Source organism: Brevundimonas sp. AVps4 (genome assembly GCF_058681525.1).
This window is the reverse complement of record NZ_JBZWKC010000002.1, coordinates 45,567-60,331: the sequence shown is the minus strand read 5'-3', so window position 1 is coordinate 60,331 and position 14,765 is coordinate 45,567. Positions and strand designations below refer to the sequence as shown.

The following is a 14,765-nucleotide window of genomic DNA, read 5'->3' as shown; positions in this document are numbered from 1 at the left end:
GGGGCCATCAGGACGGCCGCCAAGCCGTCCGCGCGAAGTCGAAAACGGAGCCCGCGCACTCGCGCGCGGGCCGCTGAAAAGTGGAAACACCGTGGCCGCTTAGACGACGATCCCGGTCATCCCCGGAAGTGTCCGGCCGGACATCGTCAAGGTGAAGTACAGGCGGCGCGCGGGCGCCACAAATCTACGATGCGGGCCAGGCGAAAGCGCAGCGGCCCGCCGCAAAACCGCTATGGCGGGAAGCTCGAAAGGGCGAAGTTGGACGACAGGACCATAGGTCATGTCCCGCCCTCCCCGTCATCAAGACCGAAAGCCCGTCGAGCCGCCGCCTCACGTTGCCAAAGGACGCGGAGAGACAGGGGGCAACCGTGATCCTGGCGGTCCCAATCGTAGGTCGGCCACTCCCGTTCATGCCGCCATTCACCGCCGTCAGTGAGTGACGGGTCGGGTCGTCGCCAGGCGAAGAAATTCGAGACACGATCCCATGAGGCGTTGCGATAGATGACGTGGCACCACTCGTGCTTTCGGATCAACTCCGGCGGCCCGACGTGTAAGACTTCGCCATCAGCAAGGCCCTGGAACGGGGCGAGGGACAACGGCGCGTCAGCGCCGCGGTCATCCGCGAAAAGAGACAGTTGTGCCACCTTCAGTGCTCCCGAGCGCCGGAGGCGAGCCGGATCGCCAAGGCGGCTTCTCCGCGCGCGAGCTTCAACGTCTCGACCAGACCGGCCAGTTCGTCCTGGTCGTCGCGCGCTACGGCTGCCGCCAGCTCTCCGGCTATGGTGTCAAGGTTGTCGAGCGCCGCGAACATTCGATGGGCGCTGGCCAGGAGATAGCCGTCAAAGCGGTCGCCCTGGACAGCGGCGACGATCCCACGGTCGGGGTCGATCACAAGTTTGTCCTCCTCGAGGAACAGCCAGACCGGTTGGGCGCAATCCAACATCAGACGCTCCCCGCACAGTCGTGAAGAAGGGCCAGTCGCTCAGCGACTGTTTCGGCCGACATTCGGCGCGCTCGCTTGGCGATGCGGCGCTGCTCGCGACGGGCCTGGACGATGATTGAATGGGGTCGGGGAATGAAGCCCTGGAAAAGAGCCCGATTGGCAATCTGACAGCACAGCGGATCGAGCAGACCATGCGAGGCGATGGCGTAGCGCACCCCATCCTCTGCAAGACGTTGAGCATCCGAGCGCCCCAGCTTTAGCCGCCGGGCTTCACCCAGCGCCGCCTCAAATGCAAAGTCGGCAAGGCTCTCACTCAGGGCGGCCGAATAGACCCGCGCGCGTTGACGCCGGGTGATGTCCCGCAATGAAAGGACCATTCAAATCTCCTGTGGAGACCGACGCGGCGGACGAAGTCAGAGACGCGCCAGCCCCCCAAAATCCGTGTTGAAGGCGCCCGCGCTTTTCAGAAGCGTGGGCGGCAAAGCCGCGCCGCGGACGGGGGAGTGAACTGGTCAAGGGCCGAGGCGTCGGAGGGGCATCGCCCGCCTGCAGCTTGCGAAGGCGGGGACACCGACGCTGAGCCGCCGTAGGCGGTCGCCTTGACCGGGAACGGGGGCGGAGCCCCCCGGATGATCTGCGTTGCTCGGGAGCGATCACCGGCCTCAACCCGGCAGTCCGTCGGCGCGCCCTAGTGGGGCGCGGCGCGCGCAGCGAGGACGTCGCCGGCACATCCTGTCCAGCGCGTCCGCGATGGGAGAGGCGAGGCCGTGCGGCCAGCCCTCGACCTAGAGCGGACGCGGCCCCTGCCCTGGCAGTCGCCGGGTCACCGCGCGCCTTGGCGCGGCGGTCGGCGCCCCAGGTATCGGATGCGCAAAAGACGCGCGCGCCCTTCCCTCAGTCGGGCAGGCCGTAGCCGGGCCCATAGGGTCCGGCGGCCGAAGGCAGGCCGTCGCCCGTCGCACTGTCTGACGCGACCAGGCGCAAGCCGCCCGCGAGGTCCGCTTGCGGACCAGCTGGGCGGCCAAGTCCGGGAGCGATCACCGGCCTCAACCCGGCAGTCCCTCGGCGCGCCCTAGTGGGGCGCGGCGCGCGCAGCGAGGACGTCGCCGGCACCCCCTGTCCAGCGCGTCCGCGATGGGAGAGGCGAGGCCGTGAGGCCAGCCCTCGACCTAGAGCGGACGCGGCCCCTGGCCTGCCCGTCGCCGGGTCACCGCGCGCCTTGGCGCGGCGGTCGGCGCCCCAGGAATCGGATGCGCAAAAGACGCGCGCGCCCTTCCCTCAGTCGGGCAGGCCGTAGCCGGGCCATAGGGTCCGGCGGCCGAAGGCAGGCCGTCGCCCGTCGCACTGTCTGACGCGACCAGGCGCAAGCCGCCCGCGAGGTCCGCTTGCGGACCAGCTGGGCGGCCAAGTCCGGGAGCGATCACCGGCCTCAACCCGGCAGTCCCTCGGCGCGCCCTAGTGGGGCGCGGCGCGCGCAGCGAGGACGTCGCCGGCACCCCCTGTCCAGCGCGTCCGCGATGGGAGAGGCGAGGCCGTGAGGCCAGCCCTCGACCTAGAGCGGACGCGGCCCCTGGCCTGCCCGTCGCCGGGTCACCGCGCGCCTTGGCGCGGCGGTCGGCGCCCCAGGAATCGGATGCGCAAAAGACGCGCGCGCCCTTCCCTCAGTCGGGCAGGCCGTAGCCGGGCCATAGGGTCCGGCGGCCGAAGGCAGGCCGTCGCCCGTCGCACTGTCTGATGCGACTAGGCGCAAGCGACAGCGAGGCCGTAAGGCCAGCGCGTCGCCAAGCCCAGGAGCGATCACCGGTCTCAACCCGGCAGTCCGTCGGCGCGCCCTAGTGGGGCGCGGCGCGCGCAGCGAGGACGTCGCCGGCACCCCCTGTCCAGCGCGTCCGCGATGGGAGAGGCGAGGCCGTGAGGCCAGCCCTCGACCTAGAGCGGACGCGGCCCCTGGCCTGCCCGTCGCCGGGTCACCGCGCGCCTTGGCGCGGCGGTCGGCGCCCCAGGTATCGGATGCGCAAAAGACGCGCGCGCCCTTCCCTCAGTCGGGCAGGCCGTAGCCGGGCCCATAGGGTCCGGCGGCCGAAGGCAGGCCGTCGCCCGTCGCACTGTCTGACGCGACCAGGCGCAAGCCGCCCGCGAGGTCCGCTTGCGGACCAGCTGGGCGGCCAAGTCCGGGAGCGATCACCGGCCTCAACCCGGCAGTCCCTCGGCGCGCCCTAGTGGGGCGCGGCGCGCGCAGCGAGGACGTCGCCGGCACCCCCTGTCCAGCGCGTCCGCGATGGGAGAGGCGAGGCCGTGAGGCCAGCCCTCGACCTAGAGCGGACGCGGCCCCTGCCCTGGCAGTCGCCGGGTCACCGTGCGCGCCAGCGCCACGGTCGGCGCCGCCCCTGTCGATCGCGCACAAAAAGGGGGCCGAAGCCCCCTCGTTAGAAGGGGCAACCCATCATGGCGTCTGCCGTCGCAGGGTCGAACCGATCCCAGAAGGCGTTCTCGCAAGGATCCATCGCCAGGATCTGGTGATCGAAATACTCGTTCTGTTCCAGGTCGATCTCGATCATGGCCAAGGCGTCCTCTCGATCTTCGTTCTCGAAGGGAGAGGAGCCCATGTTCCACATGGGCCAGAGGACCAGGTAGTAGGGATCGAAGCCTTGATCGCCGTAGTCGATCGAACGGGTGAACTCGTCCCATGCTTCCAGCTTGGCTTGACGGTCCAGAGCGGCCCAGGCGGCTTGAACTTGTTCGATCGTTTGCATGACTGTTCTCCATGAGACCGGTCCCAGCGACCGGCGATGGAGCCTCGGGGCACGGGTGGGCGCTCGGTAGTCACCGGAGCGGCGGCCCTCGGCCGACGCGAAGGGGAACGGCGCAGCCGTTGACTTCCGGGCTCCCGTGACACGATGCGAGAACGACGTGCGCGGGAAAGTGCCCGCGACTAGCGGGCACACGATCAGCAAGCCCGACCAGGGCGCAGCGTGGGCCGTCGCCAACCCGGATGCGGACAGCAGAAGTCGCGGCGACGGCCAAGGGCCGCCGCCGTCGCGTCTCGGAAGGCGACGTGTCGCTGGCAGATATTCCCACACCCGTTGAGCCGTGGTCAGAAGGCGAACGCCCCCTGCCCCGATCGTTCGATGAAGGTTGTTGATGCGCCGGCTTGATGGCGATCCCGCCCAAGCTGAGTCCATGCGAGATGGCCGGCCCGGTCCATTGTGAACCAGCCGGTTTCGATTCCAATCACCATCGCCCAGGCCGTGTCGCCTGCATCGGCCCGCCCGGTGTTGACGGGCCAACGTTCGACCTTGTCGTCACCTTTGACCGGGCTGGGTCTATAGAAGTTGCGGAGGATCTCGCGTGGATCTCTCGGGCAGGCCACCCCCAGCTCCTTAAAGATCAGCCGTGCCTCAGACGTTTTGAGGCTCCTGCCGCTTCCGCCACAGCTGAGACCGAAGGTGACGGCCCGAAGAATGTCGTCGGGGGTTGTAAAACGACGGGTCTCCAAGGCCTCCCGCCAATGGCCTGACGGCACGAGATCCACGGCATGCCACCAGAGGCCCACCGCTTGTTTGCTGTAGCCGTGGTCGTTCGGCGCCCCGCCCGCAGGGATGGCCATTCCTAGAACCTGGCTGACATGCTGGACGTAGGGGTGATCAACCAAAGCGGGATGCATCAGACCGATCCGCCGACCGCCTTCGCGGAACTCCCCGACTTCGATCGGAAAGCGGAAGAGACGAGAGGGGAGGTTCCAGGGCGCCGGAAGAACCCAATCGTGGGGGACGCTCAAAGCCCTATTCAGATCGAGCAAAAACTCGTTGTGCTCGAAACCCTCAGCAATCAGGCGCTCCCCCAGTTCGTCGCGAGTAGCGGTATCGACTGGCGCTGCCTCGATGTCGGCGTTCGGCATCTTCCCGGACTGCGCTTGGATCGTTTGCATCTTCAACTCCATGATCGGCCGGTCCCAGCGACCGGCTATGGAGCCTCGCGGCACAGGTGGGCGCCTGGCAGTCACCGGAGCGAAGCGGCTACGCCGCGACGTGCAGGGGAACGGCGAAGCCGTTGACTTCCGGGCTCCTGTGACACGATGCGAACAAGACGTGCGCGCCCCTTCCCCAACCCGGCAGGCTGTCGGTGCGACCCATAGGGAGCGCCGGCCGAAGGCAGGCCGTCGCCGGCATCCCTGTCGGACGCGACCAGGCGCAAGCGACAGCGAGGCCGTAAGGCCAGCGGGTCGCCAAGCCCGGGCGCGCGCGCGGTCCATCATAACGGCAGGCCGGCGGTAGCGCGGCGTTAGCCGCTCGCCCCGCCGGCCGTCGCCGTCAGCTCTTGGGCTGAAGGGCGAGGATGCCGTCGGCCTCGTCTCGGGCGAGGACGTAGTTGCAGTCGAGCGGAATCTGCATTTCGTCCTCGTAGATGTGGGTCACTAGGGCCTCGTCGATCAGGTCGCGCAGGGTGCGCAGAACCTGGAGGCCGTCGGCGCCCAACTCGGCAGTTGTCGCCGATTCTCTCAGCGTGCGGGCCTCGAGGATGATTGCTGACAGGTTGTCGACGGCCTCGGCGCCCGACATATGGCCGTCGAGCTCTTCGCCGGTCTTAAGGTTGGCGACCCGACTTAAGAAGGTGATCAGGCTCATGCCGCCGGTCCCCTCACGAGAAGCAAAGATGGAAAGGATGGAAGATCGCTTGACCTTGGGCCTCGGCTACCTCGTAGCTTTTTGCCTGAGCCATCCGGTCGGCGAACGAGAGGGCTTCGAAGGTCGCGATGATGGCCGCGCGCTGCAGTTCCAGTTGTTCCTTTACGATGGTCATCTCAGGACGGGGCATTTGAGGTCTCCTGCTTCCAGCCGGGGGATCCGGCTGGCTCGCGGGTTTTCCGCGATCACGCCCCTTTCCAGGCGGGGTGAAAGCCCGCAGCGCACCCGAAGGGCCGCAACGGAGTGGAGGACGGCGAAGCCGTTGAGCGGCGGGCGACCCCGGCCCTATTGGGCGTGATTGATCGCGGACCCCGCACAAGGATCGTTGATAGGGATAGACGTCATGCCTCGTCTGATGTGTCGCGGTTCGGGAGCGTGGCCTGATGCGAACGGCTGGCGGTGTTTGGCCTACGCCAGGCGCCTGTAGATGGTGGAACGGTGTACGCCGGCGAGGCCAGCGGCCTCATCGACGGACAACTCTCCTGACGCCAGCCGTGGGGCGAGAGCGGCCCATGTGTCATCGGCTATGCGCGGAGCGGGCCCTGGGCCTCTCATAGACCGGGCGCGGGCGACCGCCCTTCTGTCGGCCGCCCCGGCGCCGTGAAGGCGGTCCACGAGGGCGCAGAAGCCGAAAAAAGCGCCATTGTCGCGGCGGGTGTCTATGTCTTCTTGCAAGGCGACGAGATGCTTGCCCGCCCGGCTCAGGACTCCAGCATAGTAGAACAGGTCCCGCGACGATCGGGCCAAACGATCCAGGGATACCACGACAAGTGCATCGTGGCTCGTCAGGGCGTCGATCGCTGCGAGAAGGCCAGGGCGCAACACTCCGCCGCCGGAAGCGTCATCCTGGTGAACGGTGTCACAGCCCGCGTTGGCCAGAGCCCGTCGCTGGGCGTTGAGGCTGCTGGGGTTTGAAACGGAGCGGGCGTAACCGATCATGAGCCTGTCGCGTATTTGGCGTGAAACACGACAATGCGCGACAATGGTGAACAGTCGCTAGAGAGGAGACCCGCTTTCGCGGGCCTTCAGCGATTGAGGTGCCGAAGCAAGCTCGTCTGGATCCCCGCCGTATAGGTGGTGAGGCGCCCCCTTCCTGATCCCTCGTTTTGAGTGAGAGTCCGTTTCATCAAGGAGACGGACGTGAAGAAGAGCAGGTTCAACGAAGCGCAGATCATAGGCGTGCTGCGCGAGCAGGAGGCCGGAAGCCCGACGGCGGAGGTATGCCGAAGGCACGGGATCAGCGAGCAGACCTTCTATCGGTGGAAGGCGAAGTACAGCGGCATGAGCGTGTCGGACGCCACGAAGCTGAAGGCGCTGGAAGACGAGAACCGGCGGCTGAAGAAGCTGCTGGCGGAGTCGATGCTGGACGTGTCGGCGCTGAAGGATCTTCTGGGAAAAAACTGATCGGGCCTGCAGCGCGCAGAGCGGCCGTGCTTCGTCTGATGGCGGAGCGCGGCTTCTCCCAGAAGCGCGCCTGCGGGCTGGTTCAGATCGATCCGAAGACGGTGCGTCGCGAGCCTGAACAGGGCGATGTGGAGGTGCGCGAGCGCCTGCGCAGCCTGGCGGCTGAGCGCCGCCGGTTCGGCTACCGGCGCTTGGGCATTCTGTTGCAACGGGAGGGCCTCAGCATGAACAAGAAGCGGCTGTTCCGGCTCTATCGGGAGGAAGGCTTGGCGGTGCGACGGCGACGGGGCCGCAAGCGGGCCACCGGAACCCGTGCGCCCATGGCCCTGCCGGACGGCCCAAACCAGCGCTGGTCGCTGGACTTCGTGGCCGACAGTCTGTCGTGGGGCCGACGCTTCCGCATCCTGTGCATCGTGGACGACTTCACGCGCGAGGCCCTGGCTCTGGTGGTCGACACCTCGATCGGCGGCTCACGCATGGCGCGCGAGTTGGACCGGCTGATCGCCCGACGCGGGCGTCCGGCCATGATCGTCAGCGACAACGGGACCGAGATGACCAGCCGGGCCATCCTGGAATGGACCAACCGCACCGGCGTGGCCTGGCATTACATCGCGCCGGGCAAGCCGCAGCAGAATGGCTTCGTCGAAAGCTTCAACGGCAGGCTCCGCGACGAGTGTCTGAACGAGGAGGTCTTCGCCACCCTGGCCGAGGCCCGCGCCGTCATCGAGCGCTGGCGCATCGACTACAACCACGTCAGGCCGCACTCGGCGCACGGGGGACTGACCCCGGAGGCGGTGCGCCTGAACCCCGCGGCCGTTCGGCTGCGCAACTTGATCAGCTCCGCCGCACGGCCGCTCCCGTCGGCGAAGCAGATCGGCTATCAACCCCCTGGACTCTCATAATGATCGAGGGACCAGAGGGGGGCGCCTCAGTGGACGGAGTGACCTTCAGCTCGGCCGCCCGGTCGGCCGCCGCCAGCTCGAGCGCCTCGATGACCACGGCCAGTTGTTGGCGATCCATGTTCTGGACCGCGCGCCCGAGGGTGAGGGCGGCCTGAGCCAATAGACCGACGCATCCGCCGGCGCCCTGGACTTTGATGGCGGACATGAGCTGGGAGCACCGGCGCCAGGCCGACCTTCGGGTGGTGTCGGTGATGACGAGCGTGAGGTCGATGCTGAGCATGACGGAGGGGCTGAAGCGCGGATCTTTTCGGACCCGCTGTTCTACCTGGCCCTGGGCGTCGACCATGACGAGCTGGGCGACATCGAAAAGATGGCGGGCCACCAAGATGAAAGCGTCTTCGGTCCGCATGGCAGGCAAGCGGTGCTGAAGGAGGGACGGCGGACACATGCCCGGTAGAGGTGCTTGAGTGTGGGTCATCGGATGCTCTCCTGAGCCGCCCCTGTGGCGGCCCGACCGACGCGCGCGGGCTCGCGAGGAGACAAGGGCGAAGAGCGGAGCGTCCCTGGTCTGCGAGTGTGGGCGCCCGTGCAGGATGGGAGTGGCCACCTGGGGCCGACCCACAAGCCTTTGCCGCTGCATGGGTGAGCAAGCCGCCGAAATTTGCAGCGACCCCGCTTCGCGGGGACTTGAGGACGCATCAGCCGAAGATGCGAGCCCCTATTGGCTGGGGCCGATGCGAAGGCCCCGGAAGCAGGACCGGGGCCTTCGCGGACAGGCGACAGAGGCGTTCATGTCGCTTGCGTCTCGCCGGCATGGCAGGGAACGGACCATGCGACAAGCCATGGCCTTTTACGTGCGTGCTGGCTGCAACGAATAGGGGCGGGCCGCAGAACGCCGCGTCAAACCCTCTGGCCGATGAACTATGAGAAAGGCCCCGCCGGGGACCGACGGGGCCTTGCTAGCCAGAAGCGGCCGGGGCGTCACTCCCCGCGGTGCGCCTTTTCGATACGAGCGATACGCTCAGGCATCAGACGCGAGACGAGTGCGGCGAAGATCTTGTTGACGACAGCGCCGCCGGCGAGAGCAAGACCGCTCATGCCCAGCATCGTGAGAAAACTCAGTCCAATGTCATCCATGGCCAGGATCCTTTTCAACGGCCTCATCAGGAATATAACGCAGAACCCGTCGAGCCGCACCAATGAATGCGACCGACAAGGCGGCGAAGAGAGGTACTTGCCAATCCATCTCCCGGTGCTGGGCGATGGGTGTGACGACGCCAACACCGAAACATGCGCCGGCGATGATGTTGAGCACTGTCGCAATGTGCTTCACCCGCTCCTCTCGGCCCTTCTGGTTGGGGGCGCGGGGCCGGTAGTACTCGGCGAGCAGGTTCAGTGCTCGGTCGTATCCTCGCTTTCCGTAGGACTGCACGTGATCCCACAGGCGGGACAGTCGTCGTCGCAACAGGCGGACCATTGGTCGCTCCATTCCTCGCCACAAGGGCATTGATAGTCGTTGATGTACCAGGAGTCGCCATCCTCGTAGTCGGCGGGGCGGGCGCTCATGGGATTTGCTCATCAGGCCAGTGATCCCGGCCGTCGTCTTCCCAGGGCGGGACGTAGGGGTTTGAGACCATCAGTTGGATCTCCAGCATTGTCGGAAGAAGAAAGGCCCCCGGATATCCGGGGGCCTGGCTTGCGGAGGCTCAATAGCCGGTGTCGTCGTCAGAGCCGCCCTGGTCCCCGGAAGGCTGGTCCGACCGGCGCGGCGAGCCCAGGAACTCCAGCTCGTCGTTGGGGCCGACCGCGATCTCGTAGCCGTATTTGGTCTCGCCGTTGCTTTCCCACTTGGTGTTGCGCAGCGACCCGGAGATCATGATCTTGTCGCCCTTGTTCGAGTACTTCTCGATCAGGCCGGCCAGCCCCACGTTGTAAACGCTGATGGTGTGGCCTTCGTTGTATTCCTTGCCGCCGCGCTTGGTGCTGGTGATCAGACGCAGCGAGGCGATCTTCTTGCCCTGGTTGGTGGTGCGGATTTCCGGATCCCGGGCCAGGTTGCCGATCAGAAAGACCTTGTTCATTGGTTTAGCCATTTCGCAGACCGGTCGGGCCTTCCCGACCGGCTCGCGGACGTGCCGCGATCACGAGACCGGCCAGGGCGTGGCTAGAGGCTCCGAACGAAATCCGATTTCGGCTAGAAACCGGCTGCACAAGCGCAGCGCGGAAGCCGGAGTGTCTGGCCGAAATCGCCCGTCAGGGTCGATTTCGAGAAGGAGACTGCCATGCCCAGGTTCGAAGTGATCAATCGCGGCTGTCCCTGCGCTCCGGCCCCCTGGAAGACCTGTCTCCCCGAAATCGAGGCTAAACCTCCAAGGTCTTTTTCGGCTTATGCCCAGGGATCTTCACGACATCGCACTCAATCCCGGCATGAGACAAATCCAGCGCGATCGGCGGCCACGCGGGCGGGAGGGGTGACGATGGCCCGAAAAGAGGCTCAACAAGGGGCTATGCGCCTAGAATACTCGTCCGGGTGACGAATGTTCACCCTTGCGGAGGGGGGCCATGTGGACGGCTGAGACCGACTGCGTCGTGTGGCGGATTGGTCGGCTCTGACGACGGTCGTTCCGCCCGTCTCGTCTCCCGGCTGGGATGTAGAGCCGTATGTGCCGGCTGCGCGCGCTGCGCGTGCTCACCGGGTTGAGTGGCCGCTAGTCGCGGCCACGGGCCCGCGCGCGTCGCGTTCGCATCGTGTCACGACATCCCGGAAGTCAACGGCTTCGCCGTTCCCCTACGTCCGCGGCGAGCCGCGGCCTTCGGTGACTGCCGGGAGCCCTGTCGTGCCTCGACGCTCCATCGCCGCTGCTCGGGCGGCTTCTTTGGAGCTGAAACGATGTCGAAGATTGTGGATCAGGCTGCAGCCAACCGTCACCAGGTCGTGGTCGAACAGCTGCTGGCGGAGACGGCCGGCCGCGCCAGTGAGTGGGCCGGATTGAGCCGGAAGGCGAAGATCGAGGCCTGGGTGGACTGGCAGGCGACGCCGGCGGGACAGCGGATCTTTCACCGGTTCGACCGTATCCTTCAGGCAACCGAGGAGGTCGTCTAAGGGGGGCCATCCCCCCTTTTTGCGCGGGGCCTTGTCCGTCCGAGCCGGACCTGGGGCCCGTGCATTTGCCTTGCGAGGAGATGGTGCGCGATGGTGCGTTTTCTTCAGCCGAAGCGACAGGCGAGGGAGACCGGATGCCGTTCTATGTTAAACCCGTCGACTCTGAGACGGGACTGCAAGACAGCGCGGTGCTGATCGGCGACAAGGTTTGGCCGATCGCCGCGACGGACAAGGTCTTTGTGAAGTCAGCCGGCTGGATGGAGACGGTAATCGACTTCGTATGGCCGGCTTGTCCGGAGACCCAGGACATCCTGCGACCGAAGCTATCGCCAGGTGCGCTTCGTCCGGCCGCGTTGGGGTCTTGGGCGCCCTGGACGGTGCGTCCCATGACGGATGGCGATGTTCAGCTGGTCAGCGAATGGAAGCTGGAAGTGGCCGAACCTTTCCGCCGGTCCCGCCAGTAGCCGTAAACCTGGGAAGTTTGGCCGGTGCGGGGTCAGCGGACAATCCGCCCGCGAGGCGGCTAGGATGGTGGAAGCGCTCCCGTTTCAAGGTCATGTGCGTTCTCGCTCCATCGGTTTGCGTCGCTCTTCGTCGCTTGACTCAAAAAGCGAACCGAGGATGCACCAGGCAAGGCCAAGGACCCCGACCGCGCCGCTGCCTATGGCGAATTTCGACAGATAAGCGGGTTGCTCAATCAGTACCGATACTCCTCCAATCAGCGCGGCCCCGACCAAGCCTGCGATGCCGGCGTGAAAGCACAGAGAAGAGAACTTCACGGTATTCACTCCCCGGAGAATCCCTTTGGCGAGCACCGGAGCGCGCGGATCTTTCGCAGCCCAGCGGTCCAATAGGTCATACCGATCAATGGGTGATGAGGTGATGGCAGTCCCGCGCTAACGGCTAGTGAGGCTAGACGGTCTAGACGGTCTAGGCCGGTGATGTTTGTCATACTCACGGCGCCGCGAACCGGAATCCCACCGCCACCGCCGTCAGACACAACACAATCGGGAAAACCCACTTCATGAAGATGGACAGGAAGGCGGCCATTCCTGCGTCAGGCGTCGTGGAAGCCACCAAGGGGGACGCATCCGACCAGAGCAATGCGCAGGAAGGGGGGCTTTTTGAGCAAAGTTGCCGGCCGTCAAAGGGCGTGTCCCGTACTTCGACGGCGCTTCCTTCGGGAAACGCGGTCCCGCCACTAACAACGAAACGGCCCTGCGATGTAGTGACTTCAAGACGATCGACCTGCGAGGGTCCTATGCCTAAGAAGCTGAACAAGGCGGGGCGACGAACCGGCTCGGTCGGGCGGCTATTTTGTACGACGCCGACGCTTGCCGTCGCCAATGAGACATCGCGATTCAGCTCCTTCACGACGAAGGAGGATAGAGCGATGGCGGCAAGGGAGCCGATTCCCAAAAGAGTGTAGAGTGTTTTACCGCCAGAGAGCGAATACAGCATCCCGCACTTCCCAAATGATGAAGCGTTAAAGCTCCGGTTGAGCGAGAGGCGTACCCACGGAGCCGTAGGCCGTCAAAAGTGATGCGAAAACGCGCCTGAGTGGCGCTTTTTCGCGCGTGGCCCGGCCGGGCCGTTCTTGCGTCAGGGATCGTCACCCGCATGGGACGAAACTCGCTGTAGGCGAGGTTCGGTTCGGAGCGCAGCGGAGAATAGAGCCCGGCCCCGGCTCGCCGGGGAGACGCCCTCCCCTGCTCTCTTACCGCTCGACATCAAGCCTTTGCCGTGGCAGAGGAATCCTCGCAAGCCAGACCGATCGCATCAGTGCTCCACCCAAAGCACAGGTGCGAAATGTCAAATGAAAGTCTCAGCGCAGCCTTCGACCTGGTGTCGGGAAACGCCGCTGGAATTACCGGAATCGTCGCCCTCGCCTTCGTGGGATGGCGGCTCGCTCGTCGCTTCAGACCCACCCGGTCCCAGCGTCGTCATAGGTGGAACCAGGAACGCTCCTATCGCGACCTGGCGAAAATCCGAGAGATCAATCCCGTTGAGAATCCCGGCCAGTGTTTCAGCTGGCTGCGTAAGGTCGATCCCTATCGTTTCGAGGAAATGATCCTCAGCGAGCTGGACAGGCGCAAGCTCAAGATCGTGCGGAATACATCCTACTCCGGGGACGGAGGGATCGACGGGCAGTTCTACTTGAACGGCGAGCTGTGGCTTATTCAGGCCAAACGATATTCGGGGTTCGTCCGGGCGGACCATGTATGGGCGTTTGAAGCGATCTGCGCCGCGAGGTCCGCGCGAGGCCTGTTCGTACACACCGGGCGCACCCCGCAGCAGTTTCAGCAGATGAAACGGCGGGTCGGCTGCGTCCGGGTGATTTCAGGCGATGAGCTGATGCGTTTCTTTGCCGGGCGAACGGTGTCCCTAACGCTGGACGACCCGCTCTCGAGCAGCCCTATCGCGATTGGCCGGCCGGAGCGCGCGGCGGCTTCAGCTGCGGCGCGCCACTCGACGCCAATCGGCTTGGATCACAGATGCCCTATACCGATCGACGGCCGGCCACTCCTGAGCCAGGAGCCGCGAAACTGATGACGCCCGCCACGATCGCAGCCGCGGCCTCGGCGAGGGGTCATCATCGCCGGGGCTTCTTCACCAGTCAGCAGTACGACCTCGATCTTCTGTATTCGCCGGATGCAGATCTGGACGGAACTTTTGGGGCCACGGACGTCGAAACGGGCGAGCTGCTCCTGGTCAGGGGCTGGCTGTTCTGTCTGAGGGACGACGGATGATGGGGCGGCCTGCTCCACGATACCGGAAGGCCGCCGATGGGCGGTTAAGCGGCCGCCGCGTCACCTGCGTGGGAGCGATTAGCGACCAGCTGCAGGATGTGATCACAAGCCGCCTGGGCTTTGGACGCCGCTTGGAGAATGGCGCGGCTGTCCGACCGGAGGACCGTGATCCAGTGGTCGAGGTAGGCGGCGTGGTCCTCGATGTGATCCGGCCTGAACCCGAAGTGTGCGCCAAGGAAGGCGGAGCCGAGCTCTGCGACCAGCTCCTCGCGGGCGTAGGCGTCTCGGGTGTTTCGGAAATCCCGCTTCAGACGGGTTTCATGACCGGTCCAATGCACCAGTTCGTGAAGCAGGGTCGAGTAAGCCTGTTCGGTATCGCGGAAGAGCTCGCGGGCGGGCATGCGGATGTGGTCAGGTTTCGGGCAATAGTAGGCGGAATTTCCCGACCAGCTGACGTCTGCGCCTGTGCGGCTCAGGACGGCCTCGAGGGCGGTGTCCCAGGCGAGGTCGTAGGTGTCGAGTGGAAGCGCGGCCGGTGTCGCGAGATCCGCCGGCAGTCCGTCGATCTGGTCGGTGTTGAAGACGGTGTATCCGCGAAGGAAGGGACGAAAGCGGTCTTCGCCGTCGTCGCTTTCGATCGGCGTCTGGCCGTATTTGACGATATAGGTGCCGGTTTCGCCCTTGCGGACCTGGGCGCCGAGGGCCTTGGCCTGGTTGTACGTCATCCATCGGTCTCCTCGGAAACCTGCCGTGACGCTGCGGATCCAGAGCATGACGACGTTGACGCCTCGATATGGCTCGCCTGTGACCCTGACCGGCAAGGTGATGCTCCCTCCTCCGGCCCAGGGCTGAGTCCAGGGGCGGACACCGGCCTCGAGCTGATGGAGGATGGCCTCCGTCACGCGGTCTTCAGGTCGCATCTTGTCGGTCATGGCAGGTCTCCTTGGCCTGGGCGCTCATCGCCCGGCGTCACGAGGC

At 65.7% G+C, this 14,765-nt stretch carries 19 protein-coding genes; 5 read left to right on the top strand and 14 right to left on the bottom strand.

Translation table 11 applies throughout. The features are described 5' to 3' along the window. Positions 1-646: 646 nt before the first annotated feature. The 7 genes from ACW178_RS15830 to ACW178_RS15800 all read right to left on the bottom strand — a co-directional run bounded on the left by ACW178_RS15830 (position 647) and on the right by ACW178_RS15800 (position 6,567). On the bottom strand, positions 647-943 hold the full coding sequence (locus ACW178_RS15830) for a hypothetical protein (RefSeq protein ID WP_492025081.1): 297 nt from the start codon (positions 941-943) through the stop codon (positions 647-649). Then, positions 943-1,320, bottom strand: a complete 378-nt coding sequence (locus ACW178_RS15825) for a hypothetical protein (RefSeq protein WP_492025080.1) — start codon at positions 1,318-1,320, stop codon at positions 943-945. The genes ACW178_RS15830 and ACW178_RS15825 overlap by 1 nt, the downstream gene beginning before the upstream one ends. 2,049 nt (positions 1,321-3,369) lie before the next feature. Further along, positions 3,370-3,696, bottom strand: coding sequence for a hypothetical protein (locus ACW178_RS15820; RefSeq protein ID WP_492025079.1), 327 nt, complete (start codon positions 3,694-3,696; stop codon positions 3,370-3,372). 341 nt (positions 3,697-4,037) lie between these two features. Then, the gene (locus ACW178_RS15815) at positions 4,038-4,871 is read right to left on the bottom strand and encodes a hypothetical protein (RefSeq protein WP_492025078.1); all 834 of its coding nucleotides are present in this window, start codon (positions 4,869-4,871) and stop codon (positions 4,038-4,040) included. Between the two features lie 382 nt (positions 4,872-5,253). Continuing rightward, a complete protein-coding gene (locus tag ACW178_RS15810; protein ID WP_492025077.1) occupies positions 5,254-5,568 on the bottom strand; it encodes a hypothetical protein in 315 nt (104 codons plus the stop codon). Positions 5,569-5,581: 13 nt separating this feature from the next. After that, a complete protein-coding gene (locus ACW178_RS15805) occupies positions 5,582-5,758 on the bottom strand; it encodes a hypothetical protein (RefSeq protein WP_492025076.1) in 177 nt (58 codons plus the stop codon). Between the two features lie 278 nt (positions 5,759-6,036). Beyond that, positions 6,037-6,567: a recombinase family protein gene (locus ACW178_RS15800; protein WP_492025075.1), complete on the bottom strand. Its 531-nt coding sequence runs from the start codon at positions 6,565-6,567 to the stop codon at positions 6,037-6,039. Between the two features lie 201 nt (positions 6,568-6,768). On the opposite strand from ACW178_RS15800, the gene ACW178_RS15795 reads away from it, so the two are divergent. Then, a protein-coding gene (locus tag ACW178_RS15795) for an IS3 family transposase (RefSeq protein ID WP_191559183.1) occupies positions 6,769-7,934 on the top strand; the annotation gives its coding sequence in 2 pieces (ribosomal slippage) (positions 6,769-7,027 and positions 7,027-7,934; 1,167 coding nt in all). Here ACW178_RS15795 and ACW178_RS15790 read toward each other — a convergent pair. The 4 genes from ACW178_RS15790 to ACW178_RS15775 all read right to left on the bottom strand — a co-directional run bounded on the left by ACW178_RS15790 (position 7,867) and on the right by ACW178_RS15775 (position 10,015). Beyond that, positions 7,867-8,412: a hypothetical protein gene (locus ACW178_RS15790; RefSeq protein ID WP_492025074.1), complete on the bottom strand. Its 546-nt coding sequence runs from the start codon at positions 8,410-8,412 to the stop codon at positions 7,867-7,869. The genes ACW178_RS15795 and ACW178_RS15790 overlap by 68 nt on opposite strands. A gap of 503 nt (positions 8,413-8,915) precedes the next feature. Then, positions 8,916-9,071: a hypothetical protein gene (locus ACW178_RS15785; RefSeq protein WP_492025073.1), complete on the bottom strand. Its 156-nt coding sequence runs from the start codon at positions 9,069-9,071 to the stop codon at positions 8,916-8,918. Beyond that, positions 9,064-9,411, bottom strand: a complete 348-nt coding sequence (locus tag ACW178_RS15780) for a hypothetical protein (RefSeq protein ID WP_492025072.1) — start codon at positions 9,409-9,411, stop codon at positions 9,064-9,066. The genes ACW178_RS15785 and ACW178_RS15780 overlap by 8 nt, the downstream gene beginning before the upstream one ends. A 229-nt stretch (positions 9,412-9,640) precedes the next feature. Then, positions 9,641-10,015 (bottom strand): single-stranded DNA-binding protein, encoded by a 375-nt coding sequence (locus ACW178_RS15775; RefSeq protein ID WP_492025071.1) that lies wholly within the window; start codon positions 10,013-10,015, stop codon positions 9,641-9,643. A gap of 809 nt (positions 10,016-10,824) precedes the next feature. Here ACW178_RS15775 and ACW178_RS15770 point away from each other — a divergent pair. Next, positions 10,825-11,037: a hypothetical protein gene (locus ACW178_RS15770; protein ID WP_492025070.1), complete on the top strand. Its 213-nt coding sequence runs from the start codon at positions 10,825-10,827 to the stop codon at positions 11,035-11,037. 134 nt (positions 11,038-11,171) lie between these two features. Then, complete coding sequence (locus ACW178_RS15765) at positions 11,172-11,501, top strand: hypothetical protein (protein ID WP_492025069.1); 330 nt, start codon at positions 11,172-11,174, stop codon at positions 11,499-11,501. Positions 11,502-11,591: 90 nt separating this feature from the next. Here the strand turns inward: ACW178_RS15765 and ACW178_RS15760 are convergent, their stop codons facing one another. Next, positions 11,592-11,816 (bottom strand): hypothetical protein, encoded by a 225-nt coding sequence (locus ACW178_RS15760; protein ID WP_492025068.1) that lies wholly within the window; start codon positions 11,814-11,816, stop codon positions 11,592-11,594. 175 nt (positions 11,817-11,991) lie between these two features. Continuing rightward, positions 11,992-12,498 carry a hypothetical protein gene (locus tag ACW178_RS15755; RefSeq protein WP_492025067.1) on the bottom strand — a complete coding sequence of 169 codons (507 nt, stop codon included), beginning with the start codon at positions 12,496-12,498 and terminating at the stop codon, positions 11,992-11,994. A 348-nt stretch (positions 12,499-12,846) separates the two neighbouring features. Between ACW178_RS15755 and ACW178_RS15750 the strand changes: the two genes are divergently transcribed. Both ACW178_RS15750 and ACW178_RS15745 read left to right on the top strand, forming a co-directional pair. Further along, positions 12,847-13,587 (top strand): restriction endonuclease, encoded by a 741-nt coding sequence (locus ACW178_RS15750; RefSeq protein ID WP_492025066.1) that lies wholly within the window; start codon positions 12,847-12,849, stop codon positions 13,585-13,587. Further along, positions 13,587-13,787, top strand: coding sequence for a hypothetical protein (locus ACW178_RS15745; RefSeq protein WP_492025065.1), 201 nt, complete (start codon positions 13,587-13,589; stop codon positions 13,785-13,787). Before ACW178_RS15750 ends, ACW178_RS15745 begins: the two co-directional genes overlap by 1 nt. Before the next feature lie 44 nt (positions 13,788-13,831). Here ACW178_RS15745 and ACW178_RS15740 read toward each other — a convergent pair whose 3' ends face one another. Beyond that, entirely contained in the window at positions 13,832-14,719 is an 888-nt protein-coding gene (locus ACW178_RS15740) for an ArdC family protein (RefSeq protein WP_492025144.1), read from the bottom strand. Positions 14,720-14,765 lie beyond the last annotated feature (46 nt).